This window comes from Stenotrophomonas sp. 169 (assembly GCF_014621775.1).
GTDB lineage: Bacteria > Pseudomonadota > Gammaproteobacteria > Xanthomonadales > Xanthomonadaceae > Stenotrophomonas.
Map to the genome: position 1 here is coordinate 845,864 of NZ_CP061204.1, position 16,664 is coordinate 862,527.

At 65.3% G+C, this 16,664-nt stretch carries 13 protein-coding genes; 5 read left to right on the top strand and 8 right to left on the bottom strand.

The genetic code is table 11. From position 1 onward, the window contains the following. Positions 1–77 precede the first annotated feature (77 nt). A complete protein-coding gene (locus ICJ04_RS03560) occupies positions 78–2,951 on the top strand; it encodes a TonB-dependent receptor (protein WP_188326184.1) in 2,874 nt (957 codons plus the stop codon). A 67-nt stretch (positions 2,952–3,018) separates the two neighbouring features. Here ICJ04_RS03560 and fhuE read toward each other — a convergent pair whose 3' ends face one another. The 5 genes from fhuE to ICJ04_RS03585 all read right to left on the bottom strand — a co-directional run bounded on the left by fhuE (position 3,019) and on the right by ICJ04_RS03585 (position 8,672). Continuing rightward, complete coding sequence (gene fhuE / locus ICJ04_RS03565) at positions 3,019–5,184, bottom strand: ferric-rhodotorulic acid/ferric-coprogen receptor FhuE (protein WP_188326185.1); 2,166 nt, start codon at positions 5,182–5,184, stop codon at positions 3,019–3,021. Positions 5,185–5,420: 236 nt separating this feature from the next. Next, positions 5,421–6,158, bottom strand: a complete 738-nt coding sequence (locus ICJ04_RS03570; RefSeq protein ID WP_188327186.1) for an endonuclease/exonuclease/phosphatase family protein — start codon at positions 6,156–6,158, stop codon at positions 5,421–5,423. 52 nt (positions 6,159–6,210) lie between these two features. Then, entirely contained in the window at positions 6,211–7,023 is an 813-nt protein-coding gene (locus ICJ04_RS03575; protein WP_188326186.1) for a thiol:disulfide interchange protein DsbA/DsbL, read from the bottom strand. Positions 7,024–7,123: 100 nt separating this feature from the next. After that, positions 7,124–7,780 carry a thiol:disulfide interchange protein DsbA/DsbL gene (locus ICJ04_RS03580; protein ID WP_188326187.1) on the bottom strand — a complete coding sequence of 219 codons (657 nt, stop codon included), beginning with the start codon at positions 7,778–7,780 and terminating at the stop codon, positions 7,124–7,126. A 103-nt stretch (positions 7,781–7,883) separates the two neighbouring features. Continuing rightward, a complete protein-coding gene (locus ICJ04_RS03585; RefSeq protein ID WP_188326188.1) occupies positions 7,884–8,672 on the bottom strand; it encodes a c-type cytochrome in 789 nt (262 codons plus the stop codon). 123 nt (positions 8,673–8,795) lie between these two features. On the opposite strand from ICJ04_RS03585, the gene yihA reads away from it, so the two are divergent. Next, positions 8,796–9,395 carry a ribosome biogenesis GTP-binding protein YihA/YsxC gene (yihA, locus tag ICJ04_RS03590; protein WP_188326189.1) on the top strand — a complete coding sequence of 200 codons (600 nt, stop codon included), beginning with the start codon at positions 8,796–8,798 and terminating at the stop codon, positions 9,393–9,395. 129 nt (positions 9,396–9,524) lie between these two features. Here the strand turns inward: yihA and ICJ04_RS03595 are convergent, their stop codons facing one another. Beyond that, positions 9,525–10,490 (bottom strand): MBL fold metallo-hydrolase, encoded by a 966-nt coding sequence (locus tag ICJ04_RS03595; protein WP_188326190.1) that lies wholly within the window; start codon positions 10,488–10,490, stop codon positions 9,525–9,527. A gap of 101 nt (positions 10,491–10,591) precedes the next feature. After that, on the bottom strand, positions 10,592–11,449 hold the full coding sequence (locus ICJ04_RS03600; RefSeq protein ID WP_188326191.1) for an AraC family transcriptional regulator: 858 nt from the start codon (positions 11,447–11,449) through the stop codon (positions 10,592–10,594). Between the two features lie 153 nt (positions 11,450–11,602). Between ICJ04_RS03600 and ICJ04_RS03605 the strand changes: the two genes are divergently transcribed. Continuing rightward, positions 11,603–12,967: a glutamate--cysteine ligase gene (locus ICJ04_RS03605; protein WP_188326192.1), complete on the top strand. Its 1,365-nt coding sequence runs from the start codon at positions 11,603–11,605 to the stop codon at positions 12,965–12,967. A 509-nt stretch (positions 12,968–13,476) separates the two neighbouring features. Here the strand turns inward: ICJ04_RS03605 and ICJ04_RS03610 are convergent. Next, positions 13,477–14,529 carry an NAD(P)-dependent alcohol dehydrogenase gene (locus tag ICJ04_RS03610; RefSeq protein ID WP_188326193.1) on the bottom strand — a complete coding sequence of 351 codons (1,053 nt, stop codon included), beginning with the start codon at positions 14,527–14,529 and terminating at the stop codon, positions 13,477–13,479. A gap of 104 nt (positions 14,530–14,633) precedes the next feature. On the opposite strand from ICJ04_RS03610, the gene ICJ04_RS03615 reads away from it, so the two are divergent. Further along, positions 14,634–15,518: a LysR family transcriptional regulator gene (locus ICJ04_RS03615; RefSeq protein ID WP_188326194.1), complete on the top strand. Its 885-nt coding sequence runs from the start codon at positions 14,634–14,636 to the stop codon at positions 15,516–15,518. A 128-nt stretch (positions 15,519–15,646) separates the two neighbouring features. Further along, positions 15,647–16,639 carry a hypothetical protein gene (locus ICJ04_RS03620; RefSeq protein WP_188326195.1) on the top strand — a complete coding sequence of 331 codons (993 nt, stop codon included), beginning with the start codon at positions 15,647–15,649 and terminating at the stop codon, positions 16,637–16,639. The last annotated feature ends 25 nt before the right edge of the window (positions 16,640–16,664 follow it).

The window sequence follows — 16,664 nt, forward strand, 5'->3', positions numbered from 1 at the left end:
TTACAACTTGTTTACAACTAGGACGCTGTGTGATCCCAGCAGTTGATTTGCCCGCCCATCTGGAGAGAGAGAAGCGAATGAACAATCTGCATTGCCGCCCCTTGGCGGTCGCTGTATCGCTGTGCGTAGGATTGATGTCATCGGCCATGGTCATGGCACAGGAGACGCCGCGGGTCGCCACCGACCTGGACCGTGTCGAGGTCACCGGCTCGCGTATCAAGCGGGCCGAGGTGGAGGGCCACCTGCCCATCCAGACCCTCACGCGCACTGAAATTGAACGCACCGGCCTGACCTCCATCGGCGAGGTGCTGCAGCAGTTGACCGGTTCCGGGTCGGCGCTCAACGCGAAGTTCAATTCGTCCGGCAACTTCGGTTTCCCGCCGGATGGCAGCGGGGTGGGGGCGGGCTCGGCGCAGGTGGATCTGCGTCATCTGGGCGCCAAGCGCGTGCTGGTGCTGGTCGATGGCATCCGCTGGGTCAACGAATCGTCGGCCTCCGGCGTGGGGTCTGCGACCGACCTCAACACCATTCCACTGGCCATCGTGGAACGCATCGAGGTGCTGGAAGACGGTGCCTCGTCGTTGTACGGATCCGACGCCATTGCCGGCGTGGTCAACATCATCACCCGCCGCAATTTCGATGGCGCGCAGGTGACGATGAACTACGGTGAGTACAGCAAAGGCGATGGCGCGCAGAAGGGCGTGGACCTGGCCTGGGGTACGCAGGGAGATCGCTACAGCCTGTTCCTGGGGGCGAGTTATACGAAGCAGGATCCGGTGTATGCCAATACGCGGGAGCAGTCGCGCTTGCCCATCCCGGGTACAGGCCTGACCTTCGGCAGTGGTGGCATTCCACAGGGTCGCTTCCGCTTCATCGATCCGAACACCGGTGCCGTGCAGGACCTGGTGCCGAACACCGGCGCCAGCACCCCCAGCTATGACGGCAGCGCCGGGTGCAGCCGCGCCGATGACTATCACTGCTTCACCACCGCAGACCGTTTCAACTTCGCCGAGTACAACCTGCTGTTGACCCCATCAGAGCGTAAGGGTGTGTTCGGTCAATTCCGGTTCGACATCAGCGACAACGTGCAGTGGTACGTCAAGGCACTGGGCAATCGCCGCGAGTCCACCAACCAGGCTGGGCCTGAGCCTCTGTTCTTCGGGCCCGATGGCGCTACCGGCAACCCGCTGGCGGACAACATCACGATCTCGGCGTTGAACCCGTTCAACCCGTTCGGCTTCGATCTTGTTTCCTCGGGCAACATGCAGTTCATCGGCCGGCGCCCCGTTGAGGGCGGTCCGCGTGTGTTCGAACAGGAGGTCAACACGACGTATGTGGCAACCGGCCTCGTGGGCGATTTCCAGGCAGCCGATCGCAGCTGGTTCTGGGACGTCAACGGCATGTACAGCAAAAACAAGGCCGAGCAGACAAACTACGGCAGCTACAACATCTTCAACATTGCCACCGCGCTGGGGGATCCTGCGGCATGTGCGGCAACGCCGGGCTGTGTGCCGCTCAACATCTTCGGCGGCGAAGGAAGCATCACCCCGCAGATGCTGCAGTGGATTCAGCCGGTTGTCCGTGACCGCAGCCAGAATGAGCTGAGCCTGTTCACCGCCAACCTGTCCAGCGAGCTCTTCACCTTGCCCGCCGGTCCGGTGGCCTTCGCGACAGGCTACGAGTACCGCAAGTACGAGGGCTCCTACCAGCCTGATCCGCTGACCGTGATCGGCCATTACAACGGTGTTCCGTCTCTGCCGACATCCGGTTCCTACGACGTCAATGAAGCCTACCTGGAGCTGAGCATCCCGATCTTCGCCAAGAGCGCGCTGGGCGAGAAGCTGGATCTGAGCCTGGCCGGACGTTACTCGGACTACTCCACCTTCGGCGGCGAGTTCACGCCTAAATACGGCCTGCGCTGGCAGGTGACCGATGACTTCGTGCTGCGCACCAGTTATGCCGAAGGCTTCCGTGCACCGTCCATCGGCGAGCTTTACGGTTCGGCCGCGCGCGCCGACCTGCAGATCTTCGATCCATGCTCCATCGGGCTGGGCGGCGATGCACCGCGCGGCAGTGCTGCCAACTGCGCGGCGTTGGGCGTGCCGACCGGCTTCCAGTCGGCGAACTCGCAGATTTCGGTCACCACCGGCGGCAACATCGAGCTGGACCCGGAGCATTCGCGCAGCTTCAGCGCCGGCTTCGTGTGGAGCCCCTGGTTCGCCAACAACACCGAGTGGTCGGAGCGTTTTGACGTGGAGGTGACGTTCTATCGCCACACGATCGAAGGCGCGATTCAAGCCATCAACGCGCAGACCCAGCTGGACCTGTGCGTGGATTCGCTGGACCCGCTGTACTGCAGTGGCATCACGCGTGCCAATACCGGTGCGATCAGCAGCTTCAACAACCGGCTGACCAACCTCGGTTCGATCAAGACCGATGGCTGGGATGTGGACCTGTTCTACACCCTGCCGCAGACTGACATGGGGCAGTTCAAGCTGGGCTGGCAGAACACCTTCGTCGGACGCTACGAGGCACTGGGTGCAGCCGGGCAGCGGCAGCCGCAGGAACCGGGCGTGGAAGTCGCCGATAGTTCGATTCCGGAATGGACCAGCAACGCCAGCGTGTCGTGGGCGCTGGACAACTGGAACGCCTCATGGACGGTGCGCCATATCAGCAAGCTGACCGAACAGTGTGGCGATGCCGTGGCGTTCCCCATCTGCGGCAACCAGGCCGAGGGCACGAATGAGCTGTCGGCGACCACCTTCCATGACATGCAGGTGGGCTACAAGGTCGACTGGATGAAGGGCCTGCAGCTGAGCCTGGGATTGAACAACGTGTTCGACAAGGATCCACCGATCTGCCTGTCGTGCTCGTTGAACGGGTACGACGCGTCTACGTATGACATTCCGCGTGGCCGCTTCTGGTATGCGAGGGCGGATCTGCGGTTCTGATGCAGAAAGGGGTCAGAGTCCGTTCGCTTTGCGAAAGCACTCTGACCCCGATTTCAGTCAACGAAACTCAGAAGTTGTAGGTAAACGTCAGCGAGCCATTGCGACCGTCACCGAACGCACCGTAGCCGTTGATCTGCGACAGGTACTTCTTGTCCAGCAGGTTGTTGAGGTTGGCCTGCACGCTGAACTCCGGCGAGATGCGGTAGCGCACGAACGCGCTGACCAGTGCATAGCCTTCCTGCTCGATACGCCCGTAGGCCGGCACCGGGTAGTAGATGCGGTTCTGCCAGTTGGCACCGCCGCCGACAGTCAGTGCGGTCAGCGACTGCGGGGTGTAGCTGGTGAACAGCTTGATCGTGGTCTGCGGCAGGTTGGTGTTGATGTCGGCGTCGTTGATGTCCTTGGCCACGTAGCGCGACGCACCGAAGGTGGCATTCCAGCCGGGGGCCAGTTCACCGTTGAGCTCGAACTCGAAACCGCGGCTCACCGTGCCGCGCGCGGCGATGTAGGCGAACTCATTGGGGCTGCCCTGGACAGGCTCGGTGGTGGCCTGGCCGACGTTGTCCTGCTCCATGCGGAACACTGCCAGCGACGCGTTCAGGCGGTTGTCGAACCACGCGCCCTTGACGCCCACCTCGTAGCTCTTGCCGTCCACCGGATCCAGGTAGCTGCCTGCGCGGTTCTTCAGCGTCTGGGGCTGGAAGATCTCCGTGTAGCTGGCGTACGTGGAGTAGGTATCGTTGAGGTCGAACACCAGACCCGCGTACGGGGTGGTGACCTTGTGCGAGCGGTCGGCCCCTTCGCCCGTGCTCTCCCAGTCGGTGTAGCGCGCGCCGAGGATCAGCTTCAGCGGATCAGCAAGCGACAGGCGGGTAGCCGCGTAGCCGGCCTTCTGCGTAATGGTGCCTTCGCTCTGCAACGGCAGGGTGGCAGCCCAGTTCGGTTCCGGGAAATTGCCCACGCCGGCCAGGTAGTTGTCCAGTGGCGCCCAGCCGACCTGGTAGTCGCCGTAGTTGGCGAACTCGCGCTTGTTGTAGCTCAGGCCGGCCATGAACTGGTGCTCGCGACCGAACAGCTGGAACGGACCTTCCACGAAGCCGTCCACCGCGTTGACCTTGCGCTCGGTGTTGTAGAAACCGGCCGAGGGCGTGACGCCGGCACCGGTAGTCTTGTCCAGCAGCGAGGCGCCCGTGGTCCAGTCGTTGTAGGCGGGGTAGAACAGCTTGTCGTCGGCCTTGGTGGTGTCATGCGTAGCGCCGAGCTTGACCTTCCAGTCGTTGGCGAACGCATGTTCCAGGGTCGCGAACAGCCGCTTGCTGGTGGTGTCCCAGTAGGTCCAGCCCGGGTTGGCGCTGAACGATTCGTCGAACGGCGTCGGGCTGCCGTCGGAGAACAGCATCGGGAAGCCACCCCAGGTCGCGCCGTTGGCACGCTTCTGCTGGTAGTCGTAGCCCACGCTGAGCAGGGTGTCCGGGGTCAGGTCGGCATCGATGACGGCGTAGCCCAGCGTCTTGTGCTGGTTGTAGCGGTCCATCTGCGATTCGGTATCCAGGTAGCTGCCGATCACACGACCGCGCACCGTGCCGCTGGCATTCAACGCACTGCCCACGTCCACCGTGGTGCGGGTGCGGCCCCAGCTGCCGACGTTGACCGACACGCTGCCGGCCAGCTCGGCGCTGTCGGCATGCTTGCGGATCAGGTTCACCGAGGCCGACGGATTGCCGGCGCCGGTCAGCAGGCCGGTCGCGCCGCGCACCACTTCCACACGGTCGTACAGGGCCAGATCCAGGCCGGAATCGCCATAGCTCCAGTTCTGCACCATCTGCGTGGGCAGGCCGTCGAACTGGTAGCTGTCGATGTAGAAGCCGCGCGCGTAGAACTCGGTGCGCTCGGTATCGGACTGGGTGCTGCTGACGCCGGTGGTGTTGGCCAGCACGTCGAGGATGTCATCCAGGTTGTGATCTTCGATGCGCTGGTGGCTGATGATGCTGATCGACTGCGGAATCTCGCGCGGCGCCAGCGAGAAGCGGGTGCCGGCCGACGTGCGGCGCACCGAGTAACCTTCGGCCCGCTCGCCCTTGACCACCACGCCGTCGAGGGTGGTCGCCGAGGGGCTGGCGCCGTCGGGTGCGACACCCTGCTGGGCAAACGCAGGTGCGGCAGCGAGGGTGCACAGGGCGACCAGCAGCGCCTGCGGCAGGCGATGCAGGGTGAGGGGGGCAGAACGGGTCATCGGCTTCAACCAGGCAGGTCGCTACAAGCGCCTGGCCGGGAATCCCTGGTGGCCGGGCGGAGCGGAGAGTGGGGGGCGAGCTGTCGCAGTCCCGCACGGTCCTGCGCGGTCACGATGCGCCATGATAATGGGAGTGATTCGCATCATCAATAGATAAAAAAGGGGACGGAGGGGATTAAGTCGTTTTTGGCCTGCCTGCATGCCAAAAACGACTTAATCCCCTCCGTCCCCTTTTTTCAGCGGAGAGCGCTGGCGGGGACTTCGATCTCCATGGCCAGGGCCAGGTGATCGGAGAACGCGGCGGGTACCGCTTCGATACTGCGCTGTTGCAGGTTGCTGCTGACCAGGATGTGGTCGATGGCGCGGTCGGGGCGCCAGCTGGGGAAGGTCGGCACCACGCAGCCGGGGGGCTGCAGGGTGGTCTTCTGGTACAGCACCTGCATTTCCGGCCGCTCGGCCAGGCAATTGAAGTCGCCCATCAGCACGGCGTTGGGGTGGTCGGACAGCATGTCGGCGATGAACGAGAGTTGCGCCAGACGCGAGCCGGCACCCAGCGACAGGTGTGCCACTGCCACGGCCAGCCCCTCGGCTCCGTCACCGAACTTCGCCAACAGCACGCCGCGCCCGCCTATCCGGCCGGGCAGGGCGTGGTCCTGCACTTCTACCGGCTCCAGCCTGCTGAGGAGCCCGTTGGCCGACGACGCCACCCCGCCCATGCGCCGGTTCGGCTGGTGGCTCCAGTAATTGAAGCCGGCCTGCTGGGCGAGGTAATGCGTCTGGTTGGTGAAGCCCGAGCGCAGGCTGCCCGGGTCCGCTTCCTGCAGGCCGACGATGTCGTGCCCACGCGCCAGCGTGGCGATGGCATCCAGGCTGCTCCGCTTGCGCCCGGCCGGCAGCGCATGCGACCAGCTGCGGGTCACATAGTCACTGTAGCGGCGGGTGCTGGAGCCGGCCTGGATGTTGGCCGTCAACAGACGCAGGGTACGTGCGTGGGGGGAGTTCACGTCGGGATGCGCTGTGCCGGGATCAGTTGCCAGCCTTGGCCGCACGCTCGCGCGCGATCAGGTGGTCGGCGATGCGCAGGTAATCCTGGAAGGAGTTGCCCTTCACCAGATACTTGCCGTTGATGATGAGCGACGGGGTGCCGGAGATCTTGCTGCGCTGGGCAAACTGCTTGGCGGCATTGGTCTTGGCATTGACCGCGAAGCTGCTCATGGCGGCGGTGAACTGCTTGGCATCAACACCGTGCTTGGCGTAGAAACCGGCAATGTCCTCGACCGAATCGCGGCCGCGCTCACCCTTCAGGGTCTGCCCGGCGTGGATGGCGGAATACAGGGCGTCATGGGTCTTCTCTTCCACGCCCAGCGTCTGCGCTGCATAGAACGCACGCGCGTAGTCGTCCCAGGTGCCACCGAACATCGCCGGCACGTAGAGGAAGTTCACATCACCCGGCAGACCGGCTTTCCACGGTCCGACCAGCGGCTGGAACGCAGCGCACGCGGGGCAGACGAAGCCGAAGATCTCTACCACTTCGACCTTCCCTGCGACCGGCTGGAAGGGCTGGCCATTCTCGATCACGATGTAATCAGTGCCTGCGACCGGCTCCGGGCCGGTCAGGCGCATGGGCGCATCGGCCGCCACAGGGGCTGCCTCGCTGCCAGCGGCCTGTTCGGTGCCTGCAGCCTGTTCGCTGTTGGCTGCTGCGGCGGTATCGGCAGCCGGTGTGGCGGTGGCGGCGGTCTCGGTCGGCGCGGTCACGTTGGCCGAGCCATCGTCCGCCTTGCAGGCGGCAAGGAGGGGCAGCAGGGCCAGCAGGGTCAGGGCGAAACGGGTCTTCATCAAAGCTTCTCCAGCCATGGTTGAAGCCGACGGCGTGCGTCGGCCAGGAACGAATGATGACACGCAGGGGCATTGCCTCCGCGTGTGGGTGGCGTGTGGTTCAGCGGGCCTTGCCGTTGCGTGCCCGGGCGATCAGTGCCGAGGCGATGCGCAGCTGGTCGGCGGCGCTGGTGCCCTTGACCAGATACTGGCCGTTGATGATCAGCGTCGGCGTACCGGGGGTCTTGGTGCGCAGGGCGAACTCGCGCGCTGCCTTTACCTTCGCCTGCACCGCATCGCTTTTCAGCGCCGCCACGTAGGCGGCTTCTTTCACGCCGTACTGCGCGTAGAAGGTGGCCAGCTCTTCCGGCGATACGTTCTGCATCGGCAGGCTGCGGTCTTCGTGCAGCGCCTTGAACACGGCACTGTGGCTTCGCTTGGCGACGCCCAGCTGGTCAGCGGCGTAGTAGGCAGCCGCCCAGGTGTCCCACGGGCCACCGAACGCAGCCGGGACCGGGGTGAATCGGACGTCCTTGGGCAGTTTGGCGACCCAGGCGACCAGTTGCGGTTCGAAATGCGCGCAATGCGAACAGGTATAGCCGAACACTTCGGCCACTTCGATCTTGCCGGCCAGCGGCTGGAAGGGGCCGGGCTGGGCGATGAGCTCGTAATCGCGACCTTCCTGCAGGTCGGTCGCAGCGGTGGCGGCGGGCGCGGCGGACAGGGCCAGCGGCGCCAGCGCCAGCAGGGACAGCAACAGACGGGGAATCAACCTCATCGACACACATCTCCAAAGGAACGATCGCCAGCGGTGTGCCAGCGCGGAGATGAACATACCTCAGGCGGCCGCCGCGGGGGATACCGCAGCGGCCAGGCGGTCATCAGGGAGCGGCGAGCGGTGCACCCTGCGCGGCCACATCGTCGGCCCGGTCATGCAGGCCCTGCAGGTAGCTGCCCAAGGCCTGGATCTCCTGCTCGGTCAGCTTGGCAGCGATGGTTGCCATGATCTGGAAGTGGGCCTTGTCGGTCTCGCCGGTGCGCCCGGCCTGGTATTCCTGCAGGCGACGCGCGACATAGCTGGCGTGCTGGCCGCCGATATGCGGATAGGCCGGGCCGGGATTGCCCGCGCCGGTCGGGCCGTGGCAGGCCATGCACGCCGGCAGTCCGCGCGCGACATCGCCGCCGCGATACAGCTGCTGGCCGATCTCATAGAACTTCAGCCCCTTGTAGGGGCCCTCGGCGACCGCGCCGTCGTCGGCGATGCCGGCACCCGCCTTCTGCGTAGCGAAGTAGGCGCCGATATCGCGCATGTCCTGCGCGGTCAGGTCCTTGACGAAGGGCACCATCGCCACCGAGGCACCGGAGGTGCGCTGGCCGGTGGCGATCAGGGCCATCTGCTGGGCGCTGTAGCGCTCGCTCTGGCCCGCGATGCTGGGATACATCTCGATGCTGGCGTTGCCGTCAACGCCATGGCAGGCCGCGCAGGCAGCCGCTTTTCCCTGTCCCGCTTTGGCGTCGCCCCACGTGGTCTTGCTGAAGTCGATTTCCAGCGATGCGGTCTGAATCGGCCCGTTGTCGGGCAGCGGTGTGATGCTGGTCTGCGCCCAAGCGGCGGCGGCCAGAACGGAGACAGCAAGTACGGAAACGGCAAGAACGCGAGCGTGGCGCATGCTAAAGCTCCGTTTTGGTCCGGCCAGGCCCTCCGCCCGGATACACCTGATTATCAGCGCCGCTTCACGCTACGGTCAATCGCTCCCCGGGCGCGCGGCGTCGCAACATGCGATCCTATAGGCATGTCTCTTCTCATCGAACGCGCGCATTACTTCGTTTCGGCCCACAACATGCGGCAATTGCCGCCTGACGAGGGGGCCGAAGTGGCCTTTGCCGGCCGCTCAAACGCCGGTAAATCCAGCGCCCTGAACGCCCTTACCCGCCAGAACGCGCTGGCCCGGGTGTCCAAAACCCCTGGGCGGACCCAGCAGCTGGTGTTCTTCCAGGTCACCCCTGCCGCCCATCTGGTCGATCTTCCCGGTTATGGCTATGCCAAGGTGCCGCTGGACCTTCAGGCGCACTGGCAGGCCTTCATCGACCAGTACTTCCGCACCCGCCAAGCGCTGCGTGGGCTGGTGGTGGTGATGGACATCCGTCACCCGCTGAAGGAATACGACCGGCAGATGCTGACCTATGCCGTACAGCGTGGCCTGCCGGCGCACGCGCTGCTGACCAAGGCGGACAAGCTCAGCCGCAGCCAGCAGATGATCTCGCTGAACAAGGTCAAGAAAGAGCTGCACGAGGCCTTCGGCGATACCGTCGGCGTGCAGGTGTTCTCCGGCGAAAGCCGGCTGGGCGTGGATGAAGCGCGCGGCATCATCGGCGGCTGGCTGGGCCTGTAAGCCGACGGCAATGACGGGGTAGAGCCGACTTCAGTCGGCTGTGGAAACCCGGTGCCGACTGAAGTCGGCACTACCGCGCGATTCCCACCTACCGCGCGGTTCCCACCGGGCCAGCGGCCCTCACCCCGGTCAGAGCGGCGAGAACTCCGCGGGCACCCACGCGTATGCCCCGCGCTCGCTGCGAACGTGACCCACTCCCGGGAAGGGCAGGTGGGCGCCCGCGACCCACCATTTTCCGTCCGCCGCCTGTTGCAACATGGTGCGTCTGCTGTCGATGGCTGCCTGGCGGTCGCTGTCTGCTTCGAAAGACGCCTGCGGATAGGCGAACTGCACGGCGTGGTAGTGCAGCACATCGCCCCACACCAGCAGGGACTCGCCCTCGCTGTCGAACCGGTAGGACACGTGGCCCGGCGTATGGCCGTGCGTATCCAGCGCGACGGCGTGCCCCGGCAGTGGCTGTCCCGGCACGAAGGTGCGCAGGTGCTTGCTGGCCTGGTAGGGTGCCGCTGCCTTGCGTGCCAGCGCGAAGGCGAAGCGCACGCCTTGGGGTGCGGTGGCTTCGCTGGCGGGGTCCAACCAGTAATCCGCATCAGCCTGTGACAGCCACACCGTCGCGTTCGGATAGGCGACCTTGCCCTGTGCATCGAGAATCCCGCACAGGTGGTCAGGGTGGGCGTGGGTGAGCAGTACGTCGTCCACATCGGACGGATCCACACCGGCCGCGCGGAGGTTGCCGAGCACCTGTCCCAGGCCGGCCCCGAAGCAGTCGGCAGTACCCGCGTCCACCAGCGTCAGGCGGCCACCGTCGCGGATCAGGAACGCGTTGACCGCGGTCTGCAGGCCCTTCTTGCTTTCAGGTACGAAGCGCCCCTCCAGTGCCCGGGTCACCGTGGCGGGATCAATGCCGGTGAGTTCCTGGCGGCCCAGGGCCACCACACCGTCGAACAGGGCCGTGACCTGCAACTGGCCGATGCGTTGGTGGTAGACGCCGGCGACCTGTTCGGTCGGGGCAGGGGAGTGGGGGGCGGCCAGCCCGCTGAACGGCAGCGAGGCCAGCGCGAGCAGGACGGCACGGGGCAAGGGGAAGACGGGCATGGGGCGTTCTCGATGGCGCGGCGAAGGCCGCATGGCGTCATCGTGGCGTGCGTCGTGTGCGCGATGCGCTCAAGCTGGTGCGTGCAACGCTCGCGGCAACGTCAAGCGCGGCCGATGTCTGCCGGCTGCAGGCCATAGCGCTCGACGAAGCGTTTGCTGAAGCTGGGCAGCGAGCGGTAGCCGACGCGCGCTGCCACCGACTTCAGCGGCAAGCGGGTCGTGTACAGCAGCCCCATGGCGTGGGCCAGGCGGGCCTCGATCAGCAGCTGGCGCAGGCTGGTGCCATCGGCCGCCAACCGTCGGCGCAGGGTGGCGCCGCTCAGGCCGAGGGCTGCTTCCACCTCATGCGATGGCCAGTCACGCGCGGGCTCGGCGGCGATGCGGTCGCGCACCTGTTCGGCCAGCGACGGTTGCGGGGGCAGCAGCAGACTGCCGTGGCCCTGCCGCGTGAGCGCCATCGCGAACGTCGCCAAGGCCAGCCGCGCATCGCTGTAGTGGCCATCCTGCAGCGACTGACGCCAGCGTCGCAGCAGCGTGCGGTGTTCCCGCAACGGCAAGCGGACCAGTACCTCGCCTGCGGCAGGCAGCGGCTCATTCCACAGCGTGCGTGCAGCCGTCAGGGCCTCATCGCAGAACGGCACGATCGCACTGACATAGCGGCCGCTGCGCGCATCGGGCACGTTGACCACATCGATCCGGCAACGACGGGTGATCAGGAAGATGTCGCCCGGCACGAAGCGCAGTGACTGGCTGGCGGTGCGGACGCGCTTTTCGCCCTCCAGCAGGATCGCGAACTGCGGCGCGGGGATCTCCACCGACCGTGCACCGTGTTCGCGCAGGGCGGTGACGCAGGCGTAGCCCTCGGCGCGGGCGCAGTCGGCCAGGCTGGCCATGTCGGCCAGCACGTCGCTGCTGTCGCAATCGGCAAGGTCGGCAAGGTCGGCAAGCGCGGGTGTCATTGGCCCAGTGTACGAGGGTCAAGCCCCCGCGGGTGGGATGCTGAAGTCCGTCACGGAGGCGTGACGCGGGCAGGCCGCACGCTATAGTGCGCCCTTGTGATGAAGGGGCGGCAGCCCCATTCCATCGGCCACCCCACCAGCGAGTCCTGTCCCTTGTCGAGCCCCAGCCACGTCGCGCAGACGCCCATTACCGATCGTTCGCAGCTGGTGGAAGTGATTGCCTCGGGAGAAAAGCCGCGCAGCGCCTGGCGCATCGGCACCGAGCATGAAAAGTTCGGCTTCCGCCTGGACGACCTGCGTGCACCGACCTTCGATGGCGAGCGCGGCATCGAAGCGCTGCTGCAGGGCCTGCAGCGATTCGGCTGGGAAGCCGTGCAGGAACAGGGCCGCACCATCGCCCTGCTGCGCGATGGCGCATCGGTGACGCTGGAGCCCGCTGGCCAGCTGGAACTGTCCGGCGCTGCGGTGGAAACCATCCACCACACCTGCGTGGAAACCGGTACCCATCTGAACGAGGTGGCCCAGGTCGCCGGTGAACTGCAGCTGGGTTTCCTCGGCATGGGATTCCAGCCGAAGTGGGCACGCGACGAAATGCCGTGGATGCCCAAAGGCCGCTACCAGATCATGAAGAACTACATGCCCAAGGTCGGTTCGCTCGGCCTGGACATGATGACGCGCACCTGCACGGTGCAGGTCAACCTGGATTACGCCACTGAAGCGGACATGGTGAAAAAGTTCCGTGTGTCGCTGGCCCTGCAGCCGATCGCCACCGCGCTGTTTGCCGATTCGCCGTTCACCGAGGGCAAGCCCAACGGCTTCCTCAGCTACCGCTCGCAGATCTGGACCGATACCGATGCGGACCGCACCGGCATGCTGGATTTCGTGTTCGACGACGGGTTCGGTTACGAGCGCTACGTCGATTACCTGCTTGATGTGCCGATGTACTTCTCTTACCGCGATGGCGTGTACCACGATGCCAGCGGACAGAGCTTCCGCGACTTCATGGCCGGCAAGCTGCCGGTGCTGCCGGGCCAGCTGCCGACGCTGACCGACTGGGCGGACCACATGACCACCGCGTTCCCGGAAGTGCGGTTGAAGAAGTATCTGGAGATGCGCGGCGCGGACGGTGGTCCTTGGAGCCGCCTGTGTGCGCTGCCTGCGTTCTGGGTAGGCCTGCTGTATGACGATGAAGCGCTGGATGCCGCGTGGGATCTGGTGCGTGACTTCACGCTGGTGGAGCGCCATGCACTGCGCGACGGCGTGCCGCGGCATGCGATGAACCTGCCGTTCCGCAACGGCACCGTGCGCGACCTGTCGCGCGAAGCGGTCAAGATCGCGGTGGGTGGCCTGAAGCGTCGTGCGGCGTTGAACGCCGACGGCATGGACGAAAGCCATTACCTGGATGTGCTGCAGGAAATCGTCGAGTCCGGCTTGACGCCGGCCGAGCGCAAGCTGGCGCTGTTCCACGGCCGCTGGAACGGGGATGTGGACCACGTGTTCCGCGAGTTCGCGTACTGATTGCTGCGAACGGTGAAGCCCCTCGTGGTGGGTCGCTGGAAGCGGATTGCTGGGATCGGGCCGGGCGGGAGGGCTTGGTGGGGGACGGCAAAAACCGCATCCATGCGGGCCTCGTTTCGCGCCATCCATGGCGCTCAACGCCCCCACCAATCCCTCCCGCCCGGCCCTGACAGACTGTCTGCGTCCCGCCACGTAAGAAGAAGAAGGAAAAGCGGTAGCGCCGACCCATGGTCGGCGAGCGCGGCGGGCCGTTGGCTGAAACATTCCGCCGACCATGGGTCGGCGCTACCGATCTGCTTTTTCTTTTTCTTTTCCGTGGTGGGCCGCCGCAGAATTCCGGCAGGGCCGGGCGGTGGGGCTGGGCGGGGGCGTTGAGCGCCAAGGATGGCGCGAAACGAGCGCTACATGGATGTACTTGTGCGCGTCCCCCGACCAGTCCCACCGTCCGGCCCGAATCGTAGAAGGCTCTACGAGGCCACCACGAGGGGCTCAGCCGTTCGCTGCGACGATCAGCCCTTGATCGAGGCCATGTCGATCACGAAGCGGTAGCGCACATCGTTCTTCGCCATCCGCTCCCATGCTTCGTTGACGTCCTGGATGTTGATCACTTCGACATCGCTGACGATGCCGTGCTCGGCGCAGAAATCCATCATCTCCTGCGTTTCGGCCATGCCGCCGATCGCCGAACCGGTCAGGTGCTTGCGGCCGAAGATCACGCTCACGCCGGTCAGCGGCGGGTCCAGTTCGGTCAGTACGCCAACCAGGCACATGGTGGCATCGCGCTTGAGCAGGCCCATGTACGGGTTGGTGTCATGGCCGACCGGAATGGTGTTGAGCAGGAAATCGAAGCTGCCGGCATGCGCCTTCATCTGCTCCGGATCACGCGACACCAGTACCTCATCAGCGCCCAGGCGCGTGGCATCAGCGCCCTTTTCCGGGGTGGTGGTGATCATCACCACGCGTGCGCCCAGTGCCTTGGCGAACTTCACGCCCATGTGGCCGAGGCCACCCAGACCGATCACGCCGACCTTCTGGCCCGGGCCCACCTTGAAATGGCGCAGCGGCGAATAGGTGGTGATACCGGCGCACAGCAGGGGGGCAGCGGCCTTCAGGTCCAGCTTCTCCGATACCTTCACCACGAAGCGCTGTTCGACCACGATGTGGTCGGAGTAGCCGCCCTGGGTGGCTTCGCCGGTCTTACGGTCGGTACCGTTGTAGGTGAAGGTCGCTCCCTCGGCGCAGTACTGCTCCAGATCGTGGTTGCAGGCGTCGCAGTGGCGGCAGGAATCGACCATGCAGCCGACGCCGGCGAAGTCGCCGACCTTCAGCGTGGTGACGTCGGCACCGACTTCCACCACCTTGCCGATGATTTCGTGGCCGGGGACCATCGGGTACTTGGCACCGCCCCAGTCGTCGCGGGCCTGGTGGAGGTCGGAATGGCAGATGCCGCTGTACAGGATCTCGATGCGCACATCACCGGCGGCGACGGCGCGGCGCTCGAAGGAGAACGGCACCAGCGGCGCGGTGTTGGAATGCACGGCGTAGGATTTGGCGAGGGACATGGGGGATCCTTGGCAGGGTTTATGGAAAGGCGCTTTACAATACGCCGGCTCGGGCGGGCGACATAGGCCGTTGATCGGGATGATTCATCAAGGCGCACTGCACAATGGCAACCGATAACCTGACCCACCTCGCGGCCTTCGCCGCCGTGGCCCGGCACTGCAACTTCCGCCGTGCCGGCGCCGAACTGGCGCTGTCCACGTCGGCAGTCAGCTATGCCATCCGCGCGCTGGAGGAGCGGCTGGGCGTAGGCCTGTTCCACCGCACCACCCGCAGCGTATCGCTCACCGAAGCCGGGCAGCGGTTGATGGAGCGCCTGCAACCCGCCTTGGGGCAGGTGAGTGACGCGCTGGAGGAAATGAACCAGTTCCGCGCCACCCCGGCCGGCCTGCTGCGCATCAATGCCGCACGGGCCGCCGTGCCGACACAGCTCAGTCCACGCCTCAGCCGTTTCCTGCAGGCGCATCCGGACGTGCGCATCGAGGTGACCGAAAACGACGGTCTGGTGGATATCGTGGCGCAGGGCTTCGACGCGGGCGTCCGCCTGCACGAGTTCGTGCCGGAAGACATGGTGGCCGTGCCCCTGGGGCCGCCGCTGCGCGGCATGATCGTCGCGTCGCCCGCCTATCTGGCCGTGCACGGCGCGCCCCTGCACCCGCGCGATCTGCTGCAGCACCAGTGCGTGCGATTCCGCTTCGCCAGTGGGCATCTCTACAAGTGGCAGTTCGAACAGGGCGAAGAGACCTTCGAGATCGACGTGCAGGGCCGACTGACCTTGAGTGAGCAGACCACCATCGTGCGCGCGGTGCTGGATGGGCTGGGGATCGCCTACGTGCTGGAAGACGCTGCGCGGCCATGGCTGGACTCGGGCCAGCTGGTGAGCATGCTCGAAGACTGGAGTCCGCCCTTTCCGGGGTTCGTGCTGTATTACCCGCGGCAGCGGCAAATGACCTCGGCGCTGCGCGCGTTCGTGGATATCGTGCGCGGCTAGCGGAGTAGGGAGGGTGTGCCGGCGATGCCACATTCCTGGCAGGCAGGCTGCGTGGGCGCCGCTAAGGTGCGGCGTAGTTGCGGCGCACGCCGCGGCGGCACCCTGTCATTTGCCTCAGGAGCACGCGCATGTACGCATCAAACAACGGTTCTGCGACTGCGGGTAACGCCCGCAGATTACCCCTGCGCGATGAGCCGGTACCCGGTATTCGCAGTATCTCTGATGATATTCGTACCCAGCCGGAGCGACGCTACGGCCTGTTGAAATCGACGAACGGCAACGTCAAGATTGCCAACCGCGCGGTCGTCGACAGCGTGGTCTCGACCAATGGGAATGTCCACATCAACGGCGATGCCGAAGTGGGATCTGTCCACAGCACCAACGGCAACGTGGTGGTCGGCAATGGAGTACGGTTACGGAGTGTGAATACGGCGTGCGGTGATATCACGCTTGGCTTCAACGTGAACGTTGAAGCACAGGTGGAGTCCACCACAGGCGACATCCGTGCAGAACATGGATGCCGGATCAAGGGGCGTGTGGCGTCGGTCGGCGGCAACATCGTTCTGAATGGCACCGATGTCAAAAGCGGACTCGCTTTCGTGGGCGGCAATGTGACTGTGACAGGGGGATCCCATGTCCATGGTGGCCTCCACCTGCAGCCGCCAGTCAATGAAATGCAGCACCTGCCGTGTGTAGTCATCGGGGCCAATTCGCGCGTCGACGGGCAACTGGTGTTCGAGGCACCGGTGACCCTGTATGTGCACTCGACTGCGCGGACGGGGGGGATCGTAGGGGCTTCCCGCATCGTCTACAGCACGCTGCACCCACCGCACCCACTGCGTCCACCGCACCCGCTGCAGGCGAGGCTGCAACCTGGCCCACAGCCACCTCCAGCATCCCCGCTGGAGACGATCATGCAGGCCCTTGCGCAGCGTGTGCAGGTACGCGTCAGCAACACGTCCAGAAACACCGTCGTGATGGGTAACACGTCCGGTGAAAGGACCGTGATCACAAGCACATCCGCCAATGGCAGCACCACCATTACCGGCAGCGTCACGGGCAACGTCACCCACTACAGTGCCGGTCCCTGTCAGATCATCACGATGGGCCAGCCGTGGTGATATGCAATCCGCTCCGCTGCAGTTG

Excerpts from the sequence above, each read along its gene's own strand:
- ICJ04_RS03560 (WP_188326184.1), top strand. The coding sequence starts at position 78 with ATGAACAATCTGCATTGCCGCCCCTTGGCGGTCGCTGTATCGCTGTGC.
- fhuE (WP_188326185.1), bottom strand. The coding sequence starts at position 5,184 with ATGACCCGTTCTGCCCCCCTCACCCTGCATCGCCTGCCGCAGGCGCTG.
- ICJ04_RS03575 (WP_188326186.1), bottom strand. The coding sequence starts at position 7,023 with ATGAAGACCCGTTTCGCCCTGACCCTGCTGGCCCTGCTGCCCCTCCTT.
- ICJ04_RS03580 (WP_188326187.1), bottom strand. The coding sequence starts at position 7,780 with ATGAGGTTGATTCCCCGTCTGTTGCTGTCCCTGCTGGCGCTGGCGCCG.
- ICJ04_RS03585 (WP_188326188.1), bottom strand. The coding sequence starts at position 8,672 with ATGCGCCACGCTCGCGTTCTTGCCGTTTCCGTACTTGCTGTCTCCGTT.
- yihA (WP_188326189.1), top strand. The coding sequence starts at position 8,796 with ATGTCTCTTCTCATCGAACGCGCGCATTACTTCGTTTCGGCCCACAAC.
- ICJ04_RS03595 (WP_188326190.1), bottom strand. The coding sequence starts at position 10,490 with ATGCCCGTCTTCCCCTTGCCCCGTGCCGTCCTGCTCGCGCTGGCCTCG.
- ICJ04_RS03600 (WP_188326191.1), bottom strand. The coding sequence starts at position 11,449 with ATGACACCCGCGCTTGCCGACCTTGCCGACCTTGCCGATTGCGACAGC.
- ICJ04_RS03610 (WP_188326193.1), bottom strand. The coding sequence starts at position 14,529 with ATGTCCCTCGCCAAATCCTACGCCGTGCATTCCAACACCGCGCCGCTG.
- ICJ04_RS03615 (WP_188326194.1), top strand. The coding sequence starts at position 14,634 with ATGGCAACCGATAACCTGACCCACCTCGCGGCCTTCGCCGCCGTGGCC.
- ICJ04_RS03620 (WP_188326195.1), top strand. The coding sequence starts at position 15,647 with ATGTACGCATCAAACAACGGTTCTGCGACTGCGGGTAACGCCCGCAGA.